Origin of the sequence: Flavobacterium zhairuonense, assembly GCF_004352915.1 — a bacterium.
Taxonomy (GTDB): Bacteria; Bacteroidota; Bacteroidia; order Flavobacteriales; family Flavobacteriaceae; genus Flavobacterium; species Flavobacterium zhairuonense.
Map to the genome: position 1 here is coordinate 224,076 of NZ_SJSY01000073.1, position 20,259 is coordinate 244,334.

Annotated in this window: 23 protein-coding genes; all 23 read right to left on the minus strand. The window is 33.6% G+C overall.

Going from position 1 to position 20,259, the window contains the following annotated elements:
- Positions 1–4: 4 nt before the first annotated feature.
- Complete coding sequence (locus EYY60_RS13165; RefSeq protein WP_132989776.1) at positions 5–1,084, minus strand: HlyD family secretion protein; 1,080 nt, start codon at positions 1,082–1,084, stop codon at positions 5–7.
- A gap of 12 nt (positions 1,085–1,096) precedes the next feature.
- Positions 1,097–2,437, minus strand: coding sequence for a TolC family protein (locus EYY60_RS13170; protein WP_132989777.1), 1,341 nt, complete (start codon positions 2,435–2,437; stop codon positions 1,097–1,099).
- Entirely contained in the window at positions 2,427–3,056 is a 630-nt protein-coding gene (locus EYY60_RS13175) for a TetR/AcrR family transcriptional regulator (RefSeq protein WP_132989778.1), read from the minus strand. Before EYY60_RS13175 ends, EYY60_RS13170 begins: the two co-directional genes overlap by 11 nt.
- A gap of 288 nt (positions 3,057–3,344) precedes the next feature.
- Positions 3,345–3,767: a hypothetical protein gene (locus EYY60_RS13180; RefSeq protein ID WP_132989779.1), complete on the minus strand. Its 423-nt coding sequence runs from the start codon at positions 3,765–3,767 to the stop codon at positions 3,345–3,347.
- A 31-nt stretch (positions 3,768–3,798) separates the two neighbouring features.
- Positions 3,799–4,560, minus strand: coding sequence for a tryptophan synthase subunit alpha (gene trpA / locus EYY60_RS13185; protein WP_132989780.1), 762 nt, complete (start codon positions 4,558–4,560; stop codon positions 3,799–3,801).
- Between the two features lie 166 nt (positions 4,561–4,726).
- The gene (locus EYY60_RS13190; protein WP_132989781.1) at positions 4,727–5,464 is read right to left on the minus strand and encodes a carbon-nitrogen hydrolase family protein; all 738 of its coding nucleotides are present in this window, start codon (positions 5,462–5,464) and stop codon (positions 4,727–4,729) included.
- Positions 5,465–5,479: 15 nt separating this feature from the next.
- Positions 5,480–5,797, minus strand: a complete 318-nt coding sequence (locus EYY60_RS13195; protein ID WP_132989782.1) for a gamma-glutamylcyclotransferase family protein — start codon at positions 5,795–5,797, stop codon at positions 5,480–5,482.
- A 159-nt stretch (positions 5,798–5,956) separates the two neighbouring features.
- A complete protein-coding gene (gene trpB / locus EYY60_RS13200) occupies positions 5,957–7,138 on the minus strand; it encodes a tryptophan synthase subunit beta (RefSeq protein WP_132989783.1) in 1,182 nt (393 codons plus the stop codon).
- 12 nt (positions 7,139–7,150) lie between these two features.
- Positions 7,151–7,783 (minus strand): phosphoribosylanthranilate isomerase, encoded by a 633-nt coding sequence (locus EYY60_RS13205; protein WP_132989784.1) that lies wholly within the window; start codon positions 7,781–7,783, stop codon positions 7,151–7,153.
- 165 nt (positions 7,784–7,948) lie between these two features.
- Complete coding sequence (gene trpC / locus EYY60_RS13210) at positions 7,949–8,728, minus strand: indole-3-glycerol phosphate synthase TrpC (RefSeq protein ID WP_132989785.1); 780 nt, start codon at positions 8,726–8,728, stop codon at positions 7,949–7,951.
- A gap of 58 nt (positions 8,729–8,786) precedes the next feature.
- A complete protein-coding gene (locus tag EYY60_RS13215) occupies positions 8,787–9,155 on the minus strand; it encodes a four helix bundle protein (RefSeq protein ID WP_132989786.1) in 369 nt (122 codons plus the stop codon).
- A 13-nt stretch (positions 9,156–9,168) separates the two neighbouring features.
- Positions 9,169–10,161, minus strand: a complete 993-nt coding sequence (gene trpD / locus EYY60_RS13220) for an anthranilate phosphoribosyltransferase (RefSeq protein ID WP_132989787.1) — start codon at positions 10,159–10,161, stop codon at positions 9,169–9,171.
- Positions 10,162–10,299: 138 nt separating this feature from the next.
- Complete coding sequence (locus EYY60_RS13225; RefSeq protein WP_132989788.1) at positions 10,300–10,707, minus strand: GNAT family N-acetyltransferase; 408 nt, start codon at positions 10,705–10,707, stop codon at positions 10,300–10,302.
- A 151-nt stretch (positions 10,708–10,858) separates the two neighbouring features.
- Entirely contained in the window at positions 10,859–11,425 is a 567-nt protein-coding gene (locus EYY60_RS13230; protein ID WP_132989789.1) for an anthranilate synthase component II, read from the minus strand.
- 82 nt (positions 11,426–11,507) lie between these two features.
- The gene (locus EYY60_RS13235) at positions 11,508–11,951 is read right to left on the minus strand and encodes a hypothetical protein (protein WP_132989790.1); all 444 of its coding nucleotides are present in this window, start codon (positions 11,949–11,951) and stop codon (positions 11,508–11,510) included.
- Between the two features lie 101 nt (positions 11,952–12,052).
- Positions 12,053–13,453 (minus strand): anthranilate synthase component I family protein, encoded by a 1,401-nt coding sequence (locus tag EYY60_RS13240; RefSeq protein ID WP_132989791.1) that lies wholly within the window; start codon positions 13,451–13,453, stop codon positions 12,053–12,055.
- Positions 13,454–13,755: 302 nt separating this feature from the next.
- On the minus strand, positions 13,756–15,036 hold the full coding sequence (locus EYY60_RS13245) for a hypothetical protein (protein ID WP_132989792.1): 1,281 nt from the start codon (positions 15,034–15,036) through the stop codon (positions 13,756–13,758).
- Positions 15,037–15,235: 199 nt separating this feature from the next.
- Positions 15,236–15,802, minus strand: a complete 567-nt coding sequence (locus EYY60_RS13250; RefSeq protein ID WP_132989793.1) for a YceI family protein — start codon at positions 15,800–15,802, stop codon at positions 15,236–15,238.
- A 31-nt stretch (positions 15,803–15,833) separates the two neighbouring features.
- Complete coding sequence (locus tag EYY60_RS13255) at positions 15,834–16,466, minus strand: NAD(P)H-dependent oxidoreductase (RefSeq protein ID WP_132989794.1); 633 nt, start codon at positions 16,464–16,466, stop codon at positions 15,834–15,836.
- A gap of 4 nt (positions 16,467–16,470) precedes the next feature.
- Complete coding sequence (locus EYY60_RS13260; RefSeq protein ID WP_132989795.1) at positions 16,471–16,932, minus strand: MarR family winged helix-turn-helix transcriptional regulator; 462 nt, start codon at positions 16,930–16,932, stop codon at positions 16,471–16,473.
- Between the two features lie 310 nt (positions 16,933–17,242).
- Positions 17,243–18,820, minus strand: a complete 1,578-nt coding sequence (locus EYY60_RS13265; protein WP_132989796.1) for a glycerol-3-phosphate dehydrogenase/oxidase — start codon at positions 18,818–18,820, stop codon at positions 17,243–17,245.
- Positions 18,821–19,060: 240 nt separating this feature from the next.
- Positions 19,061–19,537, minus strand: coding sequence for a DUF6691 family protein (locus tag EYY60_RS13270; RefSeq protein ID WP_132989797.1), 477 nt, complete (start codon positions 19,535–19,537; stop codon positions 19,061–19,063).
- Positions 19,538–19,547: 10 nt separating this feature from the next.
- Positions 19,548–20,117: a YeeE/YedE family protein gene (locus EYY60_RS13275; protein WP_394346642.1), complete on the minus strand. Its 570-nt coding sequence runs from the start codon at positions 20,115–20,117 to the stop codon at positions 19,548–19,550.
- Positions 20,118–20,259: the final 142 nt, after the last annotated feature.

The following is a 20,259-nucleotide window of genomic DNA, read 5'->3' on the forward strand; positions in this document are numbered from 1 at the left end:
TATCTTATTTCAAATGTACATCTACGTCAACATTCATTCCTGGACGTAATAATTTTACTTTTTCTGGATCGTTTGAAGGATCTAAACTAATTTTTACTGGTAATCTTTGAATTGTTTTTACAAAGTTTCCTGTTGCATTGTCAGGTGGCAATAAAGAAAAACGAGATCCAGTTGCAGGAGAAAACGAAGTTACAATTCCTTTGAATTCATAGTTTGGATACGCATCTACTTTTAAGCTTACTTTTTGTCCCACAACCATTTTGTTTAATTGTGTTTCTTTAAAGTTTGCTACAACCCAAGCTTCATTATTATTGATGATGTAAAATAAAGATTGTCCTGGCTGCACTAATTGTCCTGGCTGAATATCAACTTTAGAAACTTGTCCGTCAATAGCAGCTGTTACTACAGTGTAAGTAAGATTCAATTTTGCAACATCAAGCATTGTTTGTGCTTTTTTGATATTAGCAGCAGCAACCTCAGTTTGTTTGTCTGAAACTTTAGATTTAGATTGGATTACTGATTTTTGGTATGAAGTTGCTTTTTGTTGTTGTTCTAAAACACGTACTTGATTTTCAGCTTCTTCTTTAGCAGTCAAAGCTTGCTCATATTGTTGTTTTGTAATTGTATGTGTTTTGTACAAATTATTGTAACGGTTGTAATCGTTTGTAAGCTGTCTCAATCTAATTTTAGCGCTTTCGATAGAACCACTTGCAGATTTCATTTGAGCATCAGAAACATTAATGCTTGCGTATGCACTTCCAATATCAGCTTTTGCAGCTTCATATTGACTTTCAGCACCTAATAATGCAGCGTTTGCTTCATCAATTTTTAATTGATAATCTCTTTTATCGATTGTAAACAAAGTATCTCCTTTTTTTACAAAATCATTATCTTTCACATAAACTTTGCTGATATATCCTGATACTCTAGGAATAATAGGATTCATTTTTTTCTCGATTTGAGCATCATCCGTTTCTTCGTGAGCTTGAGAGTGCAAGTATTTAGATATCCCGTAAGTTCCGCCTCCTAAAATAAGAACTGCAAGTATGATGATGAATTTTTTATTTGTTTTTTTCTTTTCCATGAGAGCTATCGATTATATTTTAGAAAGATTGAATGATTGAGAAATTTGTCCTGTTGCCGTAAGCAATTCGTAATACTTCTGAATGATATTGGCTTTTGATAATGCTTTGTTAATTTGAGTGCTTAATTGATCTACATCTGCTTCAAGTAAGTCATTTGTGTCTGATAAACCGTTATCGTATTTATCTTTTACAATACGGTAATTTTCAGATGCTTGAGCTACAGCTTCTTCAAAAACAGCATCTTGGCTAATTGCTAAATCATAATCTTCAGCTGCCTTTTGAACTTGTACTTTAATATGATCTGTTAAAATTTCTTCAGAATGTTTAACTTCTTCAGATTTGCTTTCAGCCACCTTAACATTGTTGTTGTTTTTTATCAAGCCAGATAGGTCATAAGAAAGTCCAACTCCAACATTAGTTAAATTCGTAGCGTTTACAAAGTTTTTAACGTCTAATAGCGCATAACCGCCTAAAAGAACAATTGAAGGGTAGTAGCTGCTTTTAGCAATTTTTATATTGTTTTCGCTAGCTTTACTTTGTAAGCGAACAGATTCTAAATCTTTTCTGTTTTCTAATGCAATTTGTGTGTCAGATTGTAAAACACGAGGCTCAAACTTAACTAAATCTGCTTCATTAACTGCAATTTTAGTATTTGGATCCATTTTAAGAAGGGTAACCAAATAATAATTTGTAATGCTTACATTGTTTTTGGCTTCATCAACCAATAATTGAACTCTAGAAAGTTGCAATTGCGCTTTTAAAAGATCATTTTTAGGGATGATTCCGTTTTTCTCCAATTGAGTAAAATCAGTCACACGTTGTTCTGAACTTTTTTTATTTTCTTCTAATAATTCAAGACTTTTTTGTGCTTTGTATAAGTTGGTATAATACTGAACGGTACGTAAAGCAACATCTTCTTTAGTTTTTACTGCATTAGCACTTTCAGCTAAGTACATATTATTGTGGAGATCAACATTATTCTGAATTTTAAATCCAGAAAAAAGTGGCATTGTAACTCCTGCTTGAGCAAAAACAACTTGATTCATTTTTGGAGCAGGCCCAGCATTAGGATCAGAAGAATTATCACTAGATTGTGATTCCATATGAATGTTTGCTGTTGGAAAGTATTGATATTGTGACGACAATTTAAGATCAGGATACTGACTGTCTTTTGCCGTTTGCAATTCATATTTTTTTGAGTTTACCTTAGAATTGGCAAGTGACGATTCACTACTTTTTTCCCAAGCCAGTTTTACGGCTTCGTCCAAGGTTAAACTTGTTTTTTCTTGTGCTTCTATTGAAGATATTCCGATAAAGAAAACCCCAAAGAGCATTAATTGACTAATTTTCATAAACAAGTAGCGCTTTTATAGTTTGTTGAATGTGCTTTGTAAGATTGTTTTTAATGTAATTGTTAAACATTTCTTCCGTTTTTAAATCCAGTAATTCTTCGAAGAAAGAACGATTCATATGAAAGTGAAAAAAGGTTCCAATAATTGTTGGCGTAATCAATGGGATATTCAAATCTTTTCTAAAAACCCCTTGATCTTGCCCTTGTTTGATAATGCTTTCTACAGATTTTAAATTTCCTTTTTTAAGTTCGGTAAAAGCTTGAAGGCTTTTTTCTCTCTTTTTGTTGTATAGTTCAAAATGTAAAACCCTGTAAATCCCTTTGTTAAGGCAAATTCTGTTAATGTAAATTTCGATTAATTTATTGACTTTTTCAAGCGGTTCAATATTTTCCTGCAATAAATTTTCGAGTTGTAATTTTAAATCGGTGGTTTTATGGAGGATCAAAGCTTCAAGAAGACGCTCTTTTGACCCAAAATAATAAGACACCATGGCAATGTTGATTTTTGCCTCTTTTGAGATGTCCCGAATGGACGTCCCTTCAAATCCTTTCTCAGAAAACAGCTTTTCCGCAACCTCAAGAATCTGAATTTTTTTATCGTTTAATTCGATGTTTGACATGGTATTGTTTCTAATCGAGTACAAAATTAAACAGTTGTTTAATTTAAACGCTTGTTTAATTTTATTTTAACATAATATTAACATAAAACGGTTTCGTTTTTTTGATAAAAAAAGCCTAAAAACTTCAGTTTTTAGGCTTTTTCGCAATCTTGTCATTTCGACGGAGGAGAAATCTTCGCAAGTGGCTCCGTGAAGTGAATCGCCAATCTTTGTCGATTTTGCAACGAAGATTTCTCCTCCGTCGAAATGACAAACTAGACTTTTTTATCGTATTTTAATCTGTTGTGTTTAGCTTTCTAATTGTAAGTATCCTAACAAAATTCCTTTTGTTTCTCTTTCGTCGTAGTACATTATTGTTAAATCTATTTTCGCTTTTTCAAATAAACTTTGAATTTTACTTCTGGCTATTTCTAATTCGTTACTATTTTCATAATCAAATTCTATCACAACGTTTTCTCTGTTCAATAATTTAATTTTCTGTTTTCCGTATGATTTTGTATCACGAAAGAAAATAATTTTCAATGATTTAAAATCATCATTCTTTTTTATTATTCCAGTTAGTTTATAACATTCGAACTCATTGCTACGAAATAATAATTCTGAATCTTTGTATATCTGCCAATTTGCAATTGTATCTGTTTCTGGTTTTGCCCAGCCTAATTGAGAAAAAATAATCAAAGAAAATAATAGTAATATTTTAAAATATTTCATTTGAATAATATTTGTCTGCAATGTTGTATAACTATTGAATCCCTCCAACAAATTCAGCAATTTTCCCACTGCCGCTTTCACTCAAATGTTTAATAAAAGCACTACCAATAATAGCGCCTTTTGCATATTTTGTTGCCTGATTAAAAGTTTCTTTATTAGAAATTCCGAAACCTACAATTTGTGGGTTTTTTAAATTCATGCTTCCAATTCTTTCGAAATAATCTTCTTGAACATTACCAAAACCAGATTGAGATCCCGTAACGCTTGCAGAACTTACCATATAAATAAATCCGTTTGAAACGCTGTCGATAAAACGAATTCTTTCGTCTGAAGTTTGTGGCGTAATCAAGAACACGTTTATTAAACTGTATTTTTCGAAAATCGCTTTATATTCATCAGCGTAAACATCAACTGGAAGATCTGGAATAATTAAACCATCAATCCCGATTTCGGCACATTTCTGGCAAAAAGCTTCAACACCGTATTGCAACATCGGATTGAAATATCCCATGATAATCAACGGAATTTTTACGCTTTCGCGGATGTTCTTTAGTTGGTCGAAAAGAATTTGAGTTGTCATTCCGTTATGAAGTGCCTGCGTTGAGCTCGCCTGAATTGTTGGTCCATCTGCCAAAGGATCACTAAAAGGAAGCCCGATTTCAATTAAATCAACTCCGTTTTTTTCTAAATCCTGAATTATCTGCACGGTATCGTTTAAGTTTGGATATCCTGCAGAAAAATAGATCGAAAGGATCTTTTTATCTTCTTGTAATTTTTGAGTTATTCTGTTCATTTTGATATGTTTTTCTCCTGCAAGGTTTTCAAAACCTTGTAGGTATATTAAGTTTATTTGAAAATTATTTCACGCAGATTTAAATTGATTTACGCAGATTATTTAATTTAAATCTGCATAATCTGCGTGAAACAAATTTTTTAAAATTGTTTATTCAGTTATTCTTTTAAAATTTAATAATCTGACTTTTCCAATCATCACCTTGTTTTTCAACTAGAAATAATCCCGAATCTGAATCATTCATTTGGCCAATTAATTCTCCTTTAGTATTCCAAAAAGCACTTTGTCCCGCTGAGGGCGAACCCCAAGATTCTCCACTGAAATTCGACATCAAAACATTCATTTGATGTTTTTCGGCATAATTTTGCAAATCCCTGTACGCATTCGGAATTCCGTTTGGCGAAAAGAAAATACTGGCAATATAAATATCAGTTTCTTTATTCTTGGCATTTTCAGGATGCTTCGGATTGTCAATATCAGCACAAATCGCAAATGAAATATTCTGATTTTCAATCGTAATCATCGGATTGTAATCAAATGTAGATTGGAAAAATTCATCTTCACCTTCATGCAAAAATTGCTTCGTATATATTGAAACCGAATTATCCGGAGAAATCACAAATTCGCCAATAAACATTTCATTTTCAACTTGAATTGGAGCGCCTGCAATAATGATAATATTATTTTTGACAGCCAATTCTTTTAAATGATCAATTCTATAATCGTCTTTTGTAAAAGCTAGCTGTGCCGCATTTTCTCTTTCATAGCCTGTGATAGACATTTCAGGAAAAGCAATCAAATTGGCACCATTTTGTGCGGCCAATTCAATAAGCTGATAATGATTCAATAAATTGGCAGATATATCTCCGCGTTTTGGTTTTGTTTGTGCAGCTGCTAAAATCATTTTTTCTTCTGAGATTTAACTTTCCATATAAATCCAGGCAGTTTCTCCTGATTGCAGTTTTACCTGAACTCTTTTGTAAGCATTGGATTCAAATAAATCTACTTTAGCTAAATCTGCAATTGAAACTTCGAAAACTACACCATGAATAATATCAACAGGATTTTCGCTCGGAACTACAACAACATAATCAGCCATTCCAAATTCTTCTTCTATTTGTAAACTTTTAAGTTTGTAGCCCAAAAGCTGATCTGCAACACCTGTTAAGACCCTATTAAAAACTTGTCTTTGGATTTCTTTTGACCTTAATGTTCCGTATGAGAATAACTTTTCCATAATTATTAATTTTCTCGTTATTTGTTTGCGTTAGGGGTGCGAGCGGTATCTCCTGATTAGAAAAACAAGGCCTTTTAGCCGTAGTTTTTGTCATCGGGAATATAGCGGACAGCCTCCCGATAGCTATCGGGATAGGGAACGCCCAAATTACGATTTTTATTACAATTTAAAATAGTCAATATAATTATCTAAATCTTTATCACCACGTCCTGAAAGACTGATTACTACAACATCTGTTGGTTTAAATTTCTTTTGATCTAAAACTGCAAAAGCGTGAGCACTTTCAATCGCCGGAATAATTCCTTCTAGTTTTGTCAATTGCAAACCTGCGTTCATTGCATCATCATCTGTTACAGAGAAAAATTCGCCTCTTCCTGTTTGTGCCAAATGCGCGTGCAAAGGCCCAACTCCTGGATAATCTAATCCCGCAGAAATAGAATACGGTTCTGTAATTTGCCCGTCAGGAGTTTGCATTAATAAGGTTTTGCAGCCATGAATAACGCCTACTTTTCCTAATTTGCTTGTTGCAGCACTATGACCGCTATCGACACCTTTTCCGGCTGCTTCGACAGCAATAATTCCAACTTCTGGTTCATGCAAAAAGTGATAATACGTTCCGGCAGCATTGCTTCCTCCGCCAATGCAGGCTACAACATAATCAGGATTTTCGCGTCCTTCTTTTTCTTTTAACTGCCATTTGATTTCTTCAGAAATAATACTCTGAAAACGCGTTACCATATCTGGATAAGGATGTGGCCCAATTGCCGATCCAATAATATAATGTGTGTCAACCGGATTATTGATCCAGTCACGAATCGCTTCGTTTGTAGCATCTTTTAAAGTACGAGAACCCGAAAGTGCCGGACGAACCTCAGCGCCCAACATTTTCATACGAGCCACGTTTGGTGCCTGACGCGCAATGTCGATTTCGCCCATATAAACGATACATTCAATTCCCATTAAAGCGCAAACCGTTGCTGTTGCCACACCATGTTGACCAGCGCCTGTCTCGGCAATAATTCTTTTTTTTCCTAAACGTTTAGCCAACAAAATCTGCCCGATTGTGTTGTTTACTTTGTGCGCTCCGGTATGGTTTAAGTCTTCTCTTTTCAGATAAACTTTGGTGTTGTATTTTTCAGATAAACGCTTTGCAAAATACAACGGACTCGGGCGTCCTACATAATCTTTCAATAATTGGTTGAACTCAGCTTTAAAATCAGGTTCGTCCATTATACTTAGATATTTTTGGCGCAATTCTTCTACGTTTGGATACAGCATTTCTGGAATATAAGCTCCTCCAAATTCTCCGTAATATCCTTTTTCGTTAACGTTAAAACTCATTTTATTTAAATTTTAAAAGTTGGCAACATCAAATTTGCGTTTGAAATTGCTAAATAGATTTTTGTTTTTCAGCCCCGGTTCGATTTCAAATTTACTATTTACATCGATAGCATAAATAGGTAAATTCGTTTTTGAAATTTCTTCTATGGCTTTTAATTCTTCCATTCCGATGCCTCCGCTTAAAAAGAAAGGTTTTTTCGAATTGTATTTTTTTAAGATGTTCCAATCGAAAGTTGTTCCATTTCCTCCTGGAAGTTTTCCTTTTGTATCAAACAGAAAATAATCGCAAACCGATTCGAATGGTTTTACAACTTCGAAATCAAAATTTTCATCTGCTGAAAATACTTTTATGATTTCGATTTTCTTTGGCAGTTGTTTTTTTAATTCTGATAAAAATTCTACCGATTCATTTCCGTGTAATTGCACGGCTTGTAAATTGTATTTTGCGACTTTTTCCAGAATTTCTTCTTGACTTTGATTTACAAAAACACCTACTTTTTTGGTTGTTTCTATAAGTTCAGGAATGATTCCGTTAAAATATCGCGCGGACTTTTCCCAGAAAATAAATCCCATATAATCGGGCAGGAGCGCACCGACTTCGAGAATATTTTCAGGATATTTCATACCGCATATTTTGAGTTTCATTTCGTTGTGTTTTTTTTTAACGCAAAGCGCGCTAAGATTTTTTCTTTTGTTCTGTGTTTACAATGCGAAAAAGTTCGCAAAGCTTTGTGTTTGTCTTTTTACCACGAATTGCACGAATTAACACGAATTTAATTTGTGGAAATTTGTGTAATTTGTGGCAACTTTTTAAAGCTGATTAATAAAATCCGTTGCGGCTTTTCCAGCATTTTCGGTTTTCATAAAGTTTTCCCCAATTAAGAAACCTTTGTAACCGTAAGGCTTTAATTCCTGAATAGCTTCGATTGATGAGATACCGCTTTCAGAAACTTTTACAAAATCATTCGGAATTTGTGAAGCCAATTCTTTGCTGAAATCCAGACTTACTTCGAATGTTTTTAGATTTCTGTTGTTTACGCCAATCATGTCTAAACTTGGCATAATTGATTTTTCTAATTCATCCTGATTATGAACTTCCAAAAGAACTTCTAAACCTAAATTTTTAGCAAATTCGGATAATGATTTGATTTCTTCGCGAGTCAAAACTGCTGCAATCAATAAAATCAAATCGGCTCCGTGCGCTTTTGCTTCCAAAATCTGGTATTCATCTACAATAAATTCTTTTCGCAAAAGCGGAATATTTACCGAAGCTCTCGCCAAAAGCAAATCGTCCAAAGATCCTCCGAAATATTTTCCATCGGTTAAAACCGAAATTCCGCATGCGCCTGCAGTTTCATAACCTTTTACCACTTCTTCAACTGTAAAATTATTGTTGATAATTGATTTTGAAGGCGAACGGCGTTTGTGTTCGGCGATAATTCCAGAATTACTTTCTTTTAATTTTTGACTAAGAGAAATGATTTTTTTTTCAAAAAATACCGAGGCTTCTAATTGAGAAACCGGAATAATCGATTTCTTCAGAATTACTTCTCGTTTTTTATCTATGATTATTTTATCTAAAATGTTCATTTTTCATTATAATTTAAAGATTGAAAAATTTAAAGATTGAAAAAACAATCTAACTAAATTAAGCATCTATTTTTGTGTTTAAATATTTTATGAAGTTTGATAAATTTTGTGATATTTCAATAGTTAAATCATAACTTTTTTGAATTTCTAATTGATTACAAAAGTTAAGTTCTCTAGATAATATCAGCATACTTCTTACTTCAGCGCAGCTTCCTTTTGAAATTTTCAGATAGCGTATTAATTGTTTGTTATTATTATATTCTGATCCTTCAGCAATGTTATTTGTGATTGAAATAACAGCTCTTTTTATTTGATCTTTAAAACCAAATTCTTTTTCAAATGGTTTGCTGTTCATTAAATCGAATATTAATTTCGCTAATAGAGTTCCTTTTTTATAGACTTCAAATTCTTCAAAAGATTTCGTCATAATTTTTCAATTTTTAAATCATTAAATCTTTCAATTTATTCAATGATTTTAACGCCTTTCCTGAAAATAAACTTTCTTTGGCCAGTTCAAATCCTTCTTGCGGAGAACATTTGTTAACTGTTGCAATTGCCATTGCAGCATTAGCTAAAACAACATTATTTTGTGCTTCGTTTCCTTTTCCGGAAATAATATTCGTGAAAATTTCAGCCGATTCTTCGATCGTTTTCCCGCCTTCGATTTCAGTTTGAGATAAAAGACGAACGCCAAAATCTTCTGGTTTGATCATACCTTCCATATGGCTTGTGATAATTTTTGTTGGGCCAGTTAAAGAAATTTCGTCATAACCGTCAAGTGAATGAAGGATGGTGAAATTAACATCGGTATTTTGATATAAATAAGCGTACATTCTAGCCAATTCTAAGTTGAAAACGCCAACCAATTGATTTTGTGGAAATGATGGATTTACCATTGGTCCCAACATATTGAAGAACGTTTTTACAGCCAATTCTTTTCTGATTGGTCCAACATTTTTCATCGCTGGGTGAAATAGGGGAGCGTGCAAGACGCAAATTCCTGCTTGGTCAATACATTTTTCTAAGAAATCTGGATCGTTGCTGAATTTAATTCCCATTTGTTCCATTACGTTGCTTGATCCTGAAATTGATGAAACTCCGTAATTTCCGTGTTTTGCAACTTTTATTCCTGCTCCGGCAGCAACAAATGACGCCAAAGTCGAAATGTTGAAAGTATCTTTTCCGTCACCGCCAGTTCCGCATAAATCGATCGTGTTATAAGCTGATAAATCAACGCGAATACATAATTCTAATAAAGCTTCGCGAAAGCCAGAAAGCTCATCAATTGTAATGCTTCGCATCATGTAAACAGTCAAAAATGCCGAAATCTGGCTTGGATTGTATTGACCGCTTGAAATATTAATCAAAACGTTTTTTGCTTCTTCTTTTGAAAGCACTTCGTGGTTGATTAATTTGTTTAATATAGTTTTCATTTTTTTTAGTCTTAAAGTCGAAAGTCAAAAGTCTTAAAGTCTTTTGCTTCTGATACTTATTTTAGTGTTGTGTTATATATTTTGTTAGTTCGTAATTGACTTTATGACTTTCGACATTAGACTTTACGACTAAATTTTTTAATGTTCATTCCCTTGATAAATCCACATGGGTTCTGTTTTTCCGGCGCGTTCAAAACCATTTTTCTTGTAAAAATCAACTGATCTTCCGTCCGCAGTCAACATTTGCATATGGAAATGACTGTATTTCTCTTGCATTTTATCCAAAATCAATTTTCCAATTCCTTTTCCCTGATATTCCGGAAGAACCAATAAATGCGGATAATAAACGGTTAAAAATCCATCAGAAATCGCATTCCCAAGTCCGACTAGCTTTTTTCCTTCCCAAGCTGTAATCAAAGTTTCAGAATTTAATAATCCGTTGTAAAGCTCATTTGGCTTGCTGGCAGAACTCCATTCATTTGCTTTGTACAATACTAATATGTCTTCAATATTGATTTCTTTAGTTTCTAAAATTGTTATTCCCATAAGTCTTAAAGTCCAAAGCCGAAAGTCATAAAGTTTTCGTACTTTGATATGTTTTAGAGTTGATTACTATTTTTTTAGTTTTAATCGAAAGTAAGTTTAATCGTTTCGTATTTGACTTTATGACTTTCGACTTTAAACTTTTGACTAAAATCTAACTCTTAATCCAATTCTCTAGAATTCTTTTTCCGTTTGGAGTTAAGACACTTTCCGGGTGAAATTGAACGCCTCTTACATCATAATTTTTGTGACGCAGTGACATAATTTGCCCGTTTTCATCAATTGAAGTTGCTTCTAAACTATCGGGCAAATTGGCATCAACAACCCATGAATGGTATCTTCCAACTTCAAATTCATTTCCTAAACCTTCAAATAAAATTTCGTCTGAAACTACTGTTTTCACATTTGTCGCAACGCCATGATAAACTTTGTCAAGGTTTGAAAGCGTTCCGCCAAAAACTTCTCCGATTGCTTGTTGTCCTAAACAAACTCCAAGAATGCTTTTCGTCGGACTGTATTTTTCGATTACTGCTTTCAATAAACCAGCTTCATCTGGAATTCCTGGTCCTGGCGAAAGCAATATTTTTTCGAAAGAAGCGATTTCGTCAATTTCGAATTCGTCGTTTCGGTAAACGGTTACTTCGCAATTCAAATCTTCTAAATAGTGCACTAAATTATAAGTGAAGCTATCGTAATTGTCTATAACTAAAATCTTTTTCATTTTTTCTAAGGTTCTAAGTTGCTAAGATTCTAAGTCGCTAAGGTTTTAAACTCCGACTGAAAACCGTAACTGAATACTGTTTTTATTTTTCTCGAACGTATTTTTCTGTAATGATGCGATCGATTCCTAATTTTTCTACTTTTTCTACTCCTTTTTGAGTTAATGTGTCGTTTTTAACTTTTACTACAAACTCAAATTTTCCATTTTCCCATTGACGGTTGTTGAAATATTCTAAGTTTTCTGTGTAAACACTGTCTTTTAAAGTGTATTTTCCGCCTCCGCCAAAAAATACTGCATTTGTCGAATCTTTTCCGTTTACTAAATCATGATTGAAAAAAGCAAAATGCGTTTCATTTATAATCTTAATCATTTTTGTTTTTGGATTGAAAGTCGAAAAAGTTGAATCTTTCTCTGTTGTTTCAGCTGATATCAAACGCCAGGTTCCTTCAATTGGATTGTGTTTTTTTTCAGAATTACAAGATGTGATCGTAATGATTAAAATTAAAATTGATACTGCTTTTTTCATAGTTTTTTGTGGTTTTATGGTTTGTTTTTTTAATTGTTTCAAGTTTCAGGTTTCAAGTCTCAAGTTCTCTATCTGAACAATAAAAATCAGAATACTGAACACTATATTTTCTCTGCCATTTCTAGCGCTGTGTTCAAGGCTCTTAATTTATTGTAAACTTCCTGCATTTCGCTTTCTTCATCAGAACTAGCTACGATTCCGGCGCCGGCTTGACAATGCAATTGATGATTTTTTGAAAGGAAAGTTCGGATCATGATAGCATGGTTAAAATTTCCGTCAAAATCCATTACACCTATTGCGCCTCCGTAGAAATTACGATTTGTTTTTTCGTAATCTTCAATCAACTGCATGGCTCTGTGCTTTGGAGCACCGCTCAAAGTTCCTGCAGGAAAAGTATCAGCAACTACTTGCATTGTCGTTGCTTTGTCATGTAAATGTCCTGTCACTTTTGAAACCAAATGGATTACGTGAGAGAAAAACTGAACTTCTCTGTATTTTTCTACATTTACATCATGGCCGTTTCGGCTTAAATCATTTCTTGCCAAATCAACAAGCATAACGTGCTCACTGTTTTCTTTTTTATCTTCAGAAAGCTCTTTTGCTAAAAGCGCGTCGCGTTCGTCGTTTCCAGTTCTTTTGAAAGTTCCAGCGATTGGGTGAATTTCGGCTTTTCTGTTTTTTACGATAATTTGTGCTTCAGGTGAAGAACCGAATATTTTGAAATCTCCGTAATCAAAAAAGAATAAATATGGTGAAGGATTAATGCTTCTTAAAGCTCTGTAAACATTGAACTCGTCGCCTTTGAAACCTTGTGTAAAACGACGTGAAAGAACCAATTGGAAAACGTCTCCTCTAAAGCAATGTTTTTTTGCCAAAGCCACATTGTGTTTGAATTCTTCGTCAGTTAAGTTTGAAAAACCTTCACCTTCTTTAGTGAATTTGTATAAAGCAATATTTCTTGACTGCAATAATTGCTCGATTTCAGAAATGTTGTTTCTCCCATCAACGCTGTGGCAGAAAATATACGCTTCGTTTTTGAAGTGGTTAATCGCTATAATATTTTGATAAACTGCATAAAACACATCCGGAATTGAAGTCGCATTGTCTTTTTTTGCAATCGAAACTTTTTCAAAATAACGAACCGCATCATAAGAAATGTATCCGAACAATCCGTTATTGATGAATTTAAAATCATTTTTCTCCGATTTGAATCGGTTTGAAAAATCTTGAATTACTTCTGGAATGTTTGTCGAAGCATCAATTTTATTTTGTTCAAATGTTCCGTCAGGAAATGTTTTTGTGATTACTTCGTTTTCAATTTTGATCGTCGCAATCGGGTTGCAGCAGATGTATGAGAAACTGTTGTCATTTCCGTGGTAATCACTACTTTCCAATAACAAACTATTCGGGAATTTATCTCTGATTTTAAAATAAATACTTACTGGCGTAATCGTGTCTGCCAGAATTTGCTTGTAATGCGTATTGAGTATAAAAGGTTTCAAAGTATGTTGTTTTTTAGTTTTTAATATGTTTTTCAGCTAGAGTTTTGATCAAAAAAAAAGGGCTTGTCGTGATGACAAGCCCTTTAAATTTATAGTTTTGAAAATACCATAGGAAGCTTCGTTCACGACGTTTGACGTAAATTCTTCCACCACCAAGTATTGTTCATTAATGTTTTCATTTCTTTATTTTGATATGGCAAAGATATAAATGTAATTTGAATTAGAAGATATAAAATCTCAAAAAAAACTTTTCAAAAATTGAAATTTTGTTAAATTTTAAAATTCAGGAATACAATAATGTCTTAGTTTCCAATGGCTAATGTGTTGTTTACGTTTGCTCTAAAATCTGGACTTCCTTTAATGTTTGGTGTCGTAAATAACTCCGTATTTTTCATTTTCGTGTACTCTATATTTGCATTTTGAGCAGTATAATAGCTTTCGATAACAGGATTGCTTGCCGAAGATTCACTTGTAATACCACCATTGCAATTGTTTGCAATTATATTTTTGAAAGTGATTTTAGAAAGGTTTTCATTCCCATTTCCGATATTTCCTTCCAATAAAACAAATGGAGAAAAACCTGAAACAATACTATTTGATAAATTGAAGAAAGTGTTTTCACGAACATAAACCGATTCACGAACCAATCCTTGATTGTTTTCTTCCAAATTGATTAGAGTAATGTTTGAAGCATTAATTTTTGTCATTTTTTTAGACATATCGGTATTCCCGATTTTGTCGTATGAATCGACTTCAAAACATCTTGATCCCGAAATATCTGATGAAAATGGATGACGAATTGCAATACTGTTGCTGATGTTGATCTGTGCACCTTGCGTAAAGTCGAAATCATCATCTGTAGTTCGGTACGAAATTAAATTGTTCAAATTCAAATCGCCGCCATAACATTCAAAAGAATCATCATTTGAAAAACTGATTTGTATATTGCTTAAGACTGTTTTTCTCCCTACACCGGCTAATGAAAGTCCGTTTAATTCTTTTAAAGAACTTAATTTTCTTCCAGCATATTCAATTCTAACATATTTAAGAATTCCCGAATTGTCTTCGGCATCTTGTCCGCCATAGTGATTAAGCATTGGTTCTAAATCAAAAGGCAAAGTATGAAGTCCGCCTAAGTTGTTGATTGGAGCTTTTCCTAAAACGATAATGCCACCCCAATCACCGGGTTTTCTTTCTGTTTTTTCTTTGTTTGATGTAAAAACAATTGGATCTGTTTCAAGGCCTTCGGCCATAATTTTTGCACCATTTGTAATTACAAGTGTACCGCAAGTTTTATCGTCGCCACGAATAACTGTTCCGGGCTCAATAGTCAAAGTTGCATTATTAGTAACATACACAACACCAACTAATTGATAAGTGTTGCGTTTTAGCAATTTCATGTCTTTGTCGATAGTTCCTGCAATTATATTGGTTGCTTCATTATATTCGTTTGCAGCAGGTTTAAAATTGGTCCAATTGTTCATCCAATTAGAAGTTCCAATAATTCCTTTTGTGGCTTGTTGTGCTTGTAGAAAAAAATTGCTCAAAAGGGCAAGAGCAACAATTTGTAGTTTTGTTTTCATAACTATAATGTTAATTTCTAGTTTTTGATTTTTAATAGCTCAAAAGTAGAGTCCGAATGTTAATCAATTCGGTTATAGTTATTATGAAAGCGTTACTTTAGTATTAAGAACGTTATTTTTTTGAAAAGAAATAAAAATGAAAAACCCCAATAGTGTTCTATTGGGGTTTTTCGTATGTATGAATTAGTAAGTCTAAAAATTAGAATTTTAAAGCTACAGTCAATTCAAATTCGTCGTTGATAGTTTTGTCTCCTAAACCTTCGAAGAAACTTCCTGAACCGTATTTGATATCATATTTAGTTCTGTCAACTTTGAAAGCAGTTGTTGCAGTGTTTCCTTTTACAGTGATGTCAAAAGTTACAGGTTTAGTGATTCCTTTGATAGTCAAATCAGCAGTTACAGTATAAACGTCAGCAGATTTAGCACCGATAGTTTTGAAAACTAATTTTGAAGTTGGGAATTTGTCAGTTCCGAAGAAATCGTCAGCTTTTAAGTGACCGTTTAATTTTCCTTGGTATTCTCCAGTTAAATCTGTAGAAGTTAATGAAGTCATATCAACTGTGAAGCTTCCTCCAACTAATTTTTTTCCTTTGAAAACTACAGCTCCTTCTTTGAAGTTTACAGTTCCAGAGTGCTCTCCTGTTACTTTTTTACCTACCCATTTGATAGAAGATGCTTTTACGTCGATTTTTTTAGTTTGTGCGTTTACTGAGATTCCAGCTACTGCTACGAATAATGCAATTGCGATTGTTTTTAAATTTTTCATGTTGTTAAAATTGAATTTGGATTAATAATAATTAAAGAGTGATAAATAATTCTTCTTGTGATTTTCTAACTTTTTTGTAGTGCTGAGCGTCGTCCTCATCATGTCTGTAACCTACAGCAGCGATAACAGAAGCATTTAAGCCTAATTTATCAAAACCTAAGATTTCATTGAATTGTGCTGCATTGAAACCTTCCATTGGAGTTGCATCGATTTTTAATTCGGCTGCAGCAGCTAGTAAAGTTCCTAAAGCAATATAAGTTTGTTTTGCTGTCCAGATATTTTTAGCATCTTGTGAAAGGTTTGAAATTACACCATTCATCATATCTGCAAATCCGCCTAAAGCTTCAGTTGGAACGCCTCTTGTTTCGCTAATGTTTTTAATGTAAGCTGCTACTGATTCTGGTCCAGCATTTAAGTCATTTGCAAATACAAATATTTGAGAAGCATCTGTAAGTTGTGTTTGGCCCCAAGCAGCTGCTTTTAGTTTTTCTCTAATTTCAGGATTTTCTACGATAATTACTTTATAAGGTTGTAATCCGTATGAAGAAGCTGCTAATCTAACTGCTTCTTTTAATGTATTCAAATCTGCTGCAGATACCTTTTTAGTTGCATCATATTTCTTAGTTGCATATCTCCAGCTTAAATTATCTAATAATGTGCTCATAATATTAATTTTTTTGGGTTCGGTATTTTTCTAATAAATTGTTTAATAATTCTAATTCTTCTGGGCTTATATTCTGGGCAAATACGCGCTCGTGCTCATCTACCTTCGGGTCTAACTCTTTTAAAACATCTAGTCCTTTTTGTGTAATTAAAACCTCAATTTTTCGTCGGTTGTCTGGACAGACATTTCTTGTAACGAATTCTTTTAGCAATAATTTGTCCACTAATCGGGTAGTGTTGCTGGTTTTGGCCAACATGCGTTCTTGTATCACACACATATTAGCGGGATTTCCTTTTTGTCCTCTTAATATACGTAGTACATTGTATTGTTCTCCAGATAAATCATACGGTTTAATTAACTCGTTGAAATGATCCTGAATCACATTTTGTGTGTACATGATATTCAGAATAACTTTTTTCGCATTATCCATCTTAACTGTACTCTTAATAACCTCTTCAATTGTCATAGTCGTAAGTGTATAATTTGTATATACAAATGTATAACTTTTAATAGTTGTATATACAAATGTAGTGTTAATTTTTTGTTAATATGAAAAAGAGCTGATTGAATAGTATAAAATAGTGCATTTTCGAAAGGTTAAAATTAAAATATTTTTAGGATTAACTAATTGATATTTTGATATTTAACTTAAAGTTAATCTCGGCAGTATTTATCTCTGAAGTTTTTATTTGAACTTTATTTTTGTAAGATAAATTTTGAACGCAAATAGGAACAGATCTTCAAAAAGATGCTGTTTTTGAATGGATTAGGAAGGTTTATCGGAATTCAGAAAGGAAAAATCCTTTAGAAGTCGCTTTAAAATCTGCAATTTCCTTAGAAATCCAGTTTTCGTCATGGCCTAATTCTTTTGCAATTATTTGCGCTGTTTTTTCAGATACTTCAATTGCGGCTCTGGCATCCAGAAATAATAAACGCACACGTCTTGCCAAAACATCATCGATAGTTCTGGCCATTTCATAACGAATAGCCCAAACAACCTCAGCCATCGTAAATTCATGATCGGGATGCAGTTTTTCTTTTAATTCAGGTTCGTTTTCTTGTAATTCAATTATTTTCGGAATATCGGTACCATATATATAGAGGTGATTTTCTCGGTCAAATGAATTAGTTGGTTGGTTTCCATGAATGGAAAGATGTTTTGTAGCACATTCTTTCTTTGGTAATTTGCCTGTCTTGATTGCTTTGTCTATAATGTCTTCAGCAATTTTTCGATAGGTTGTCCATTTTCCTCCAGTAATTGTAATTAAACCTGTTTCTGAAACGATGATTTTATGACTTCTAGAAACTTCTTTAGTGCTTTTGCCTTCTTCTTTCGGCGCAGCCAAAGGGCGCAATCCTGCAAAAACAGATAATACATCGGCTCTTGTTGGCTTTTTTGCCAAGAATCGTTGTGCTGTTTCTAGAACGAATTGAATTTCGCTTTCTAATGCAATAGGTTCTAAACTTTGTTTTTTGATTAAAGTGTCGGTTGTTCCCACCACAACGCGATTGTGCCACGGAACGGCAAATAAAACTCTTCCGTCTTTTGTCTTCGGAATCATCAAAGCATGTTCTCCGGGAAGAAAAGATTTGTCAAAAACCAAATGAATTCCCTGACTCGGAACGATGTATTTTTTATAGACTTTATCGTTTAGCTTCATGATGGCATTTGTAAAAACTCCCGTTGCATTTATTACGACAGCGCCTTTAATATCGTAAACCGTCCCAGTTTCCTGATCAATCGCATGAACACCGATGATTTGATTTTTATCATCTTTTAATAAATTGACAACTTTTACATAATTTAAAACACAAGCTCCATTTTCGACAGCAGTTTGAGCCAAATTTATGGCCAAACGAGAATCATCAAATTGTCCGTCATGATAGATAACGCCATTGACCAAACCATTTTCTTCTACGTTCGGAAGCATTTCGATGGTTTTCTTTTTTGAAAGATATTTTGAACTTCCTAAACTTAGACAACCCGAAAGCAAATCGTAAATTTTTAATCCAATAGTATAAATATAACCACTTAACCAATGGTAATTCGGAATAACAAAGGATTGATTTTTGACTAAGTGCCCAGCGTTTTGAGCTAGCAATCCTCTTTCTTTTAATGCTTCTCTTACCAAATGCACATTTCCTTGTTCCAAATAACGTACACCGCCATGAACCAATTTGGTACTTCTGCTTGAAGTTCCTTTTGCAAAATCTACAGCTTCAAATAAGATGGTTTTGTAACCACGGCATGCAGCATCAATGGCAGTTCCGAGTCCGCTTGCGCCCCCGCCAATAATTATTACATCCCATTTTTCGGTATTCTGCAATCTGGATAATTGTTCGGAGCGATTCATGCTGGTTTTTAGTATTTATTTTGCGGAAGTGCTGTTAAAAGCAAACTTAACGAAATGAAATTAAAAATCGATGAAGAAAAAAATCTTGTTTTATTTGTTTAGGGTTTCAAGTTTCAAGTTGCTGTACGAAACTTGAAACTAGTAATAAAAAGAAACCCGACAGGTTTTTAAAACCTGTCGGGTTTGTTGTTTTTTCAACTTGAAACTTGAAACAAACTATAACTTGAAACAAATTAATTTTTAATGAGGCAATTTATCTTTAATCAAGCCGTAAAACCAAGTTCCAGCAATAGCACTTAATAAAGTAACAACAATTACAGTCGCTCCAGTACCAATTTGTGCAAAAAGTGGCCCCGGACAAGCTCCTGTAATGGCCCATCCAAAACCAAACATAAGTCCGCCGTAGATTTGCCCTTTGCTGAAAGTCTTTGGTTGGATTTCGATTTTTTCGCCATCAAGAGTTTTGATATTGAATTTTTTAATCAATTGCACTGATAGTAATCCAACAGCAACAGCACATCCAATTACGCCATACATATGAAACGACTGGAAGTGAAACATTTCCTGAATACGAAACCAGCTGATGATTTCGGCTTTTACGAACACAATACCAAAAAGGATTCCAACGATTAAATATTTAAGGTTTGCAAATCCTGCTTCTTTTTTTTGGCTTGCGTTGATTCCTTCGCCATCTATATTTTTATTTTCTAAACTCATTTTCGAAATTTTAAAGTGAAAGAATATAAGGTAAAATCAAAAGTGACATTACAAAGCCGCCAATCATAAAACAGATTGTTGCTACTAATGATGGCCACTGCAAGTTTGAAAGTCCCATAATCGCATGTCCGCTCGTGCATCCGCCGGCGTAACGCGTTCCGAAACCAACTAAAAATCCGCCCACAACAATCATGATAAAACCGCGAAGCGTCAATAAACTTTCCCATGAGAATAATTGTGCCGGAACTAAACCAGAATGATCTGTGATTCCGTAAGTCGTCAATTGCTCTGAAAGTTCTGGAGCAATTTCAACTGGATTTGGATTCGATAAAAAGTAAGCGCCAATAACGCCTCCAAAAAATATTCCTAAAACAAAGAATAAATTCCAGCTTTCTTTTTTCCAATCGTATTTAAAAAACGAAATATTTGCCGGAATGCAAGCCGCGCAAATATGACGAAGCGAAGAACTAATCCCGAAAGATTTATTTCCGATAATTAATAAAATTGGAACTGTTAGTCCAATTAGTGGGCCAGCAATGTACCAAGGCCATGGTTCACGAATAATTTCTAATATGCTCATTTTTTACTATAAAAATTAATTTTTTTATTTTTTACCATTAAGAGATTAAGAAAATTAAGAACTAGCTGCTTAATGAAACTTTTTAAAGAAGGTTAAGAGAAATTAAGCGTTCCAACTTAATTAACTTAATATCTTAATGGTA

What these genes read in the sequence shown, in the direction of transcription:
- trpB (WP_132989783.1), bottom strand. Translation starts at nt 7,138, where the DNA reads ATGAGTTTTAACGTTAACGAAAAAGGATATTACGGAGAATTTGGAGGA.
- EYY60_RS13215 (WP_132989786.1), bottom strand. Translation starts at nt 9,155, where the DNA reads ATGACGAAATCTTTTGAAGAATTTGAAGTCTATAAAAAAGGAACTCTA.
- trpC (WP_132989785.1), bottom strand. Translation starts at nt 8,728, where the DNA reads ATGAACATTTTAGATAAAATAATCATAGATAAAAAACGAGAAGTAATT.
- EYY60_RS13255 (WP_132989794.1), bottom strand. Translation starts at nt 16,466, where the DNA reads ATGAGCACATTATTAGATAATTTAAGCTGGAGATATGCAACTAAGAAA.
- EYY60_RS13180 (WP_132989779.1), bottom strand. Translation starts at nt 3,767, where the DNA reads ATGAAATATTTTAAAATATTACTATTATTTTCTTTGATTATTTTTTCT.
- EYY60_RS13245 (WP_132989792.1), bottom strand. Translation starts at nt 15,036, where the DNA reads ATGAAAACAAAACTACAAATTGTTGCTCTTGCCCTTTTGAGCAATTTT.
- EYY60_RS13235 (WP_132989790.1), bottom strand. Translation starts at nt 11,951, where the DNA reads ATGAAAAAAGCAGTATCAATTTTAATTTTAATCATTACGATCACATCT.
- EYY60_RS13170 (WP_132989777.1), bottom strand. Translation starts at nt 2,437, where the DNA reads ATGAAAATTAGTCAATTAATGCTCTTTGGGGTTTTCTTTATCGGAATA.
- EYY60_RS13175 (WP_132989778.1), bottom strand. Translation starts at nt 3,056, where the DNA reads ATGTCAAACATCGAATTAAACGATAAAAAAATTCAGATTCTTGAGGTT.
- EYY60_RS13275 (WP_394346642.1), bottom strand. Translation starts at nt 20,117, where the DNA reads ATGAGCATATTAGAAATTATTCGTGAACCATGGCCTTGGTACATTGCT.
- EYY60_RS13250 (WP_132989793.1), bottom strand. Translation starts at nt 15,802, where the DNA reads ATGAAAAATTTAAAAACAATCGCAATTGCATTATTCGTAGCAGTAGCT.
- EYY60_RS13195 (WP_132989782.1), bottom strand. Translation starts at nt 5,797, where the DNA reads ATGGAAAAGTTATTCTCATACGGAACATTAAGGTCAAAAGAAATCCAA.
- EYY60_RS13260 (WP_132989795.1), bottom strand. Translation starts at nt 16,932, where the DNA reads ATGACAATTGAAGAGGTTATTAAGAGTACAGTTAAGATGGATAATGCG.
- EYY60_RS13165 (WP_132989776.1), bottom strand. Translation starts at nt 1,084, where the DNA reads ATGGAAAAGAAAAAAACAAATAAAAAATTCATCATCATACTTGCAGTT.
- trpD (WP_132989787.1), bottom strand. Translation starts at nt 10,161, where the DNA reads ATGAAAACTATATTAAACAAATTAATCAACCACGAAGTGCTTTCAAAA.
- EYY60_RS13190 (WP_132989781.1), bottom strand. Translation starts at nt 5,464, where the DNA reads ATGATTTTAGCAGCTGCACAAACAAAACCAAAACGCGGAGATATATCT.
- EYY60_RS13270 (WP_132989797.1), bottom strand. Translation starts at nt 19,537, where the DNA reads ATGAGTTTAGAAAATAAAAATATAGATGGCGAAGGAATCAACGCAAGC.
- trpA (WP_132989780.1), bottom strand. Translation starts at nt 4,560, where the DNA reads ATGAACAGAATAACTCAAAAATTACAAGAAGATAAAAAGATCCTTTCG.
- EYY60_RS13230 (WP_132989789.1), bottom strand. Translation starts at nt 11,425, where the DNA reads ATGAAAAAGATTTTAGTTATAGACAATTACGATAGCTTCACTTATAAT.
- EYY60_RS13225 (WP_132989788.1), bottom strand. Translation starts at nt 10,707, where the DNA reads ATGGGAATAACAATTTTAGAAACTAAAGAAATCAATATTGAAGACATA.
- EYY60_RS13205 (WP_132989784.1), bottom strand. Translation starts at nt 7,783, where the DNA reads ATGAAACTCAAAATATGCGGTATGAAATATCCTGAAAATATTCTCGAA.
- EYY60_RS13265 (WP_132989796.1), bottom strand. Translation starts at nt 18,820, where the DNA reads ATGAATCGCTCCGAACAATTATCCAGATTGCAGAATACCGAAAAATGG.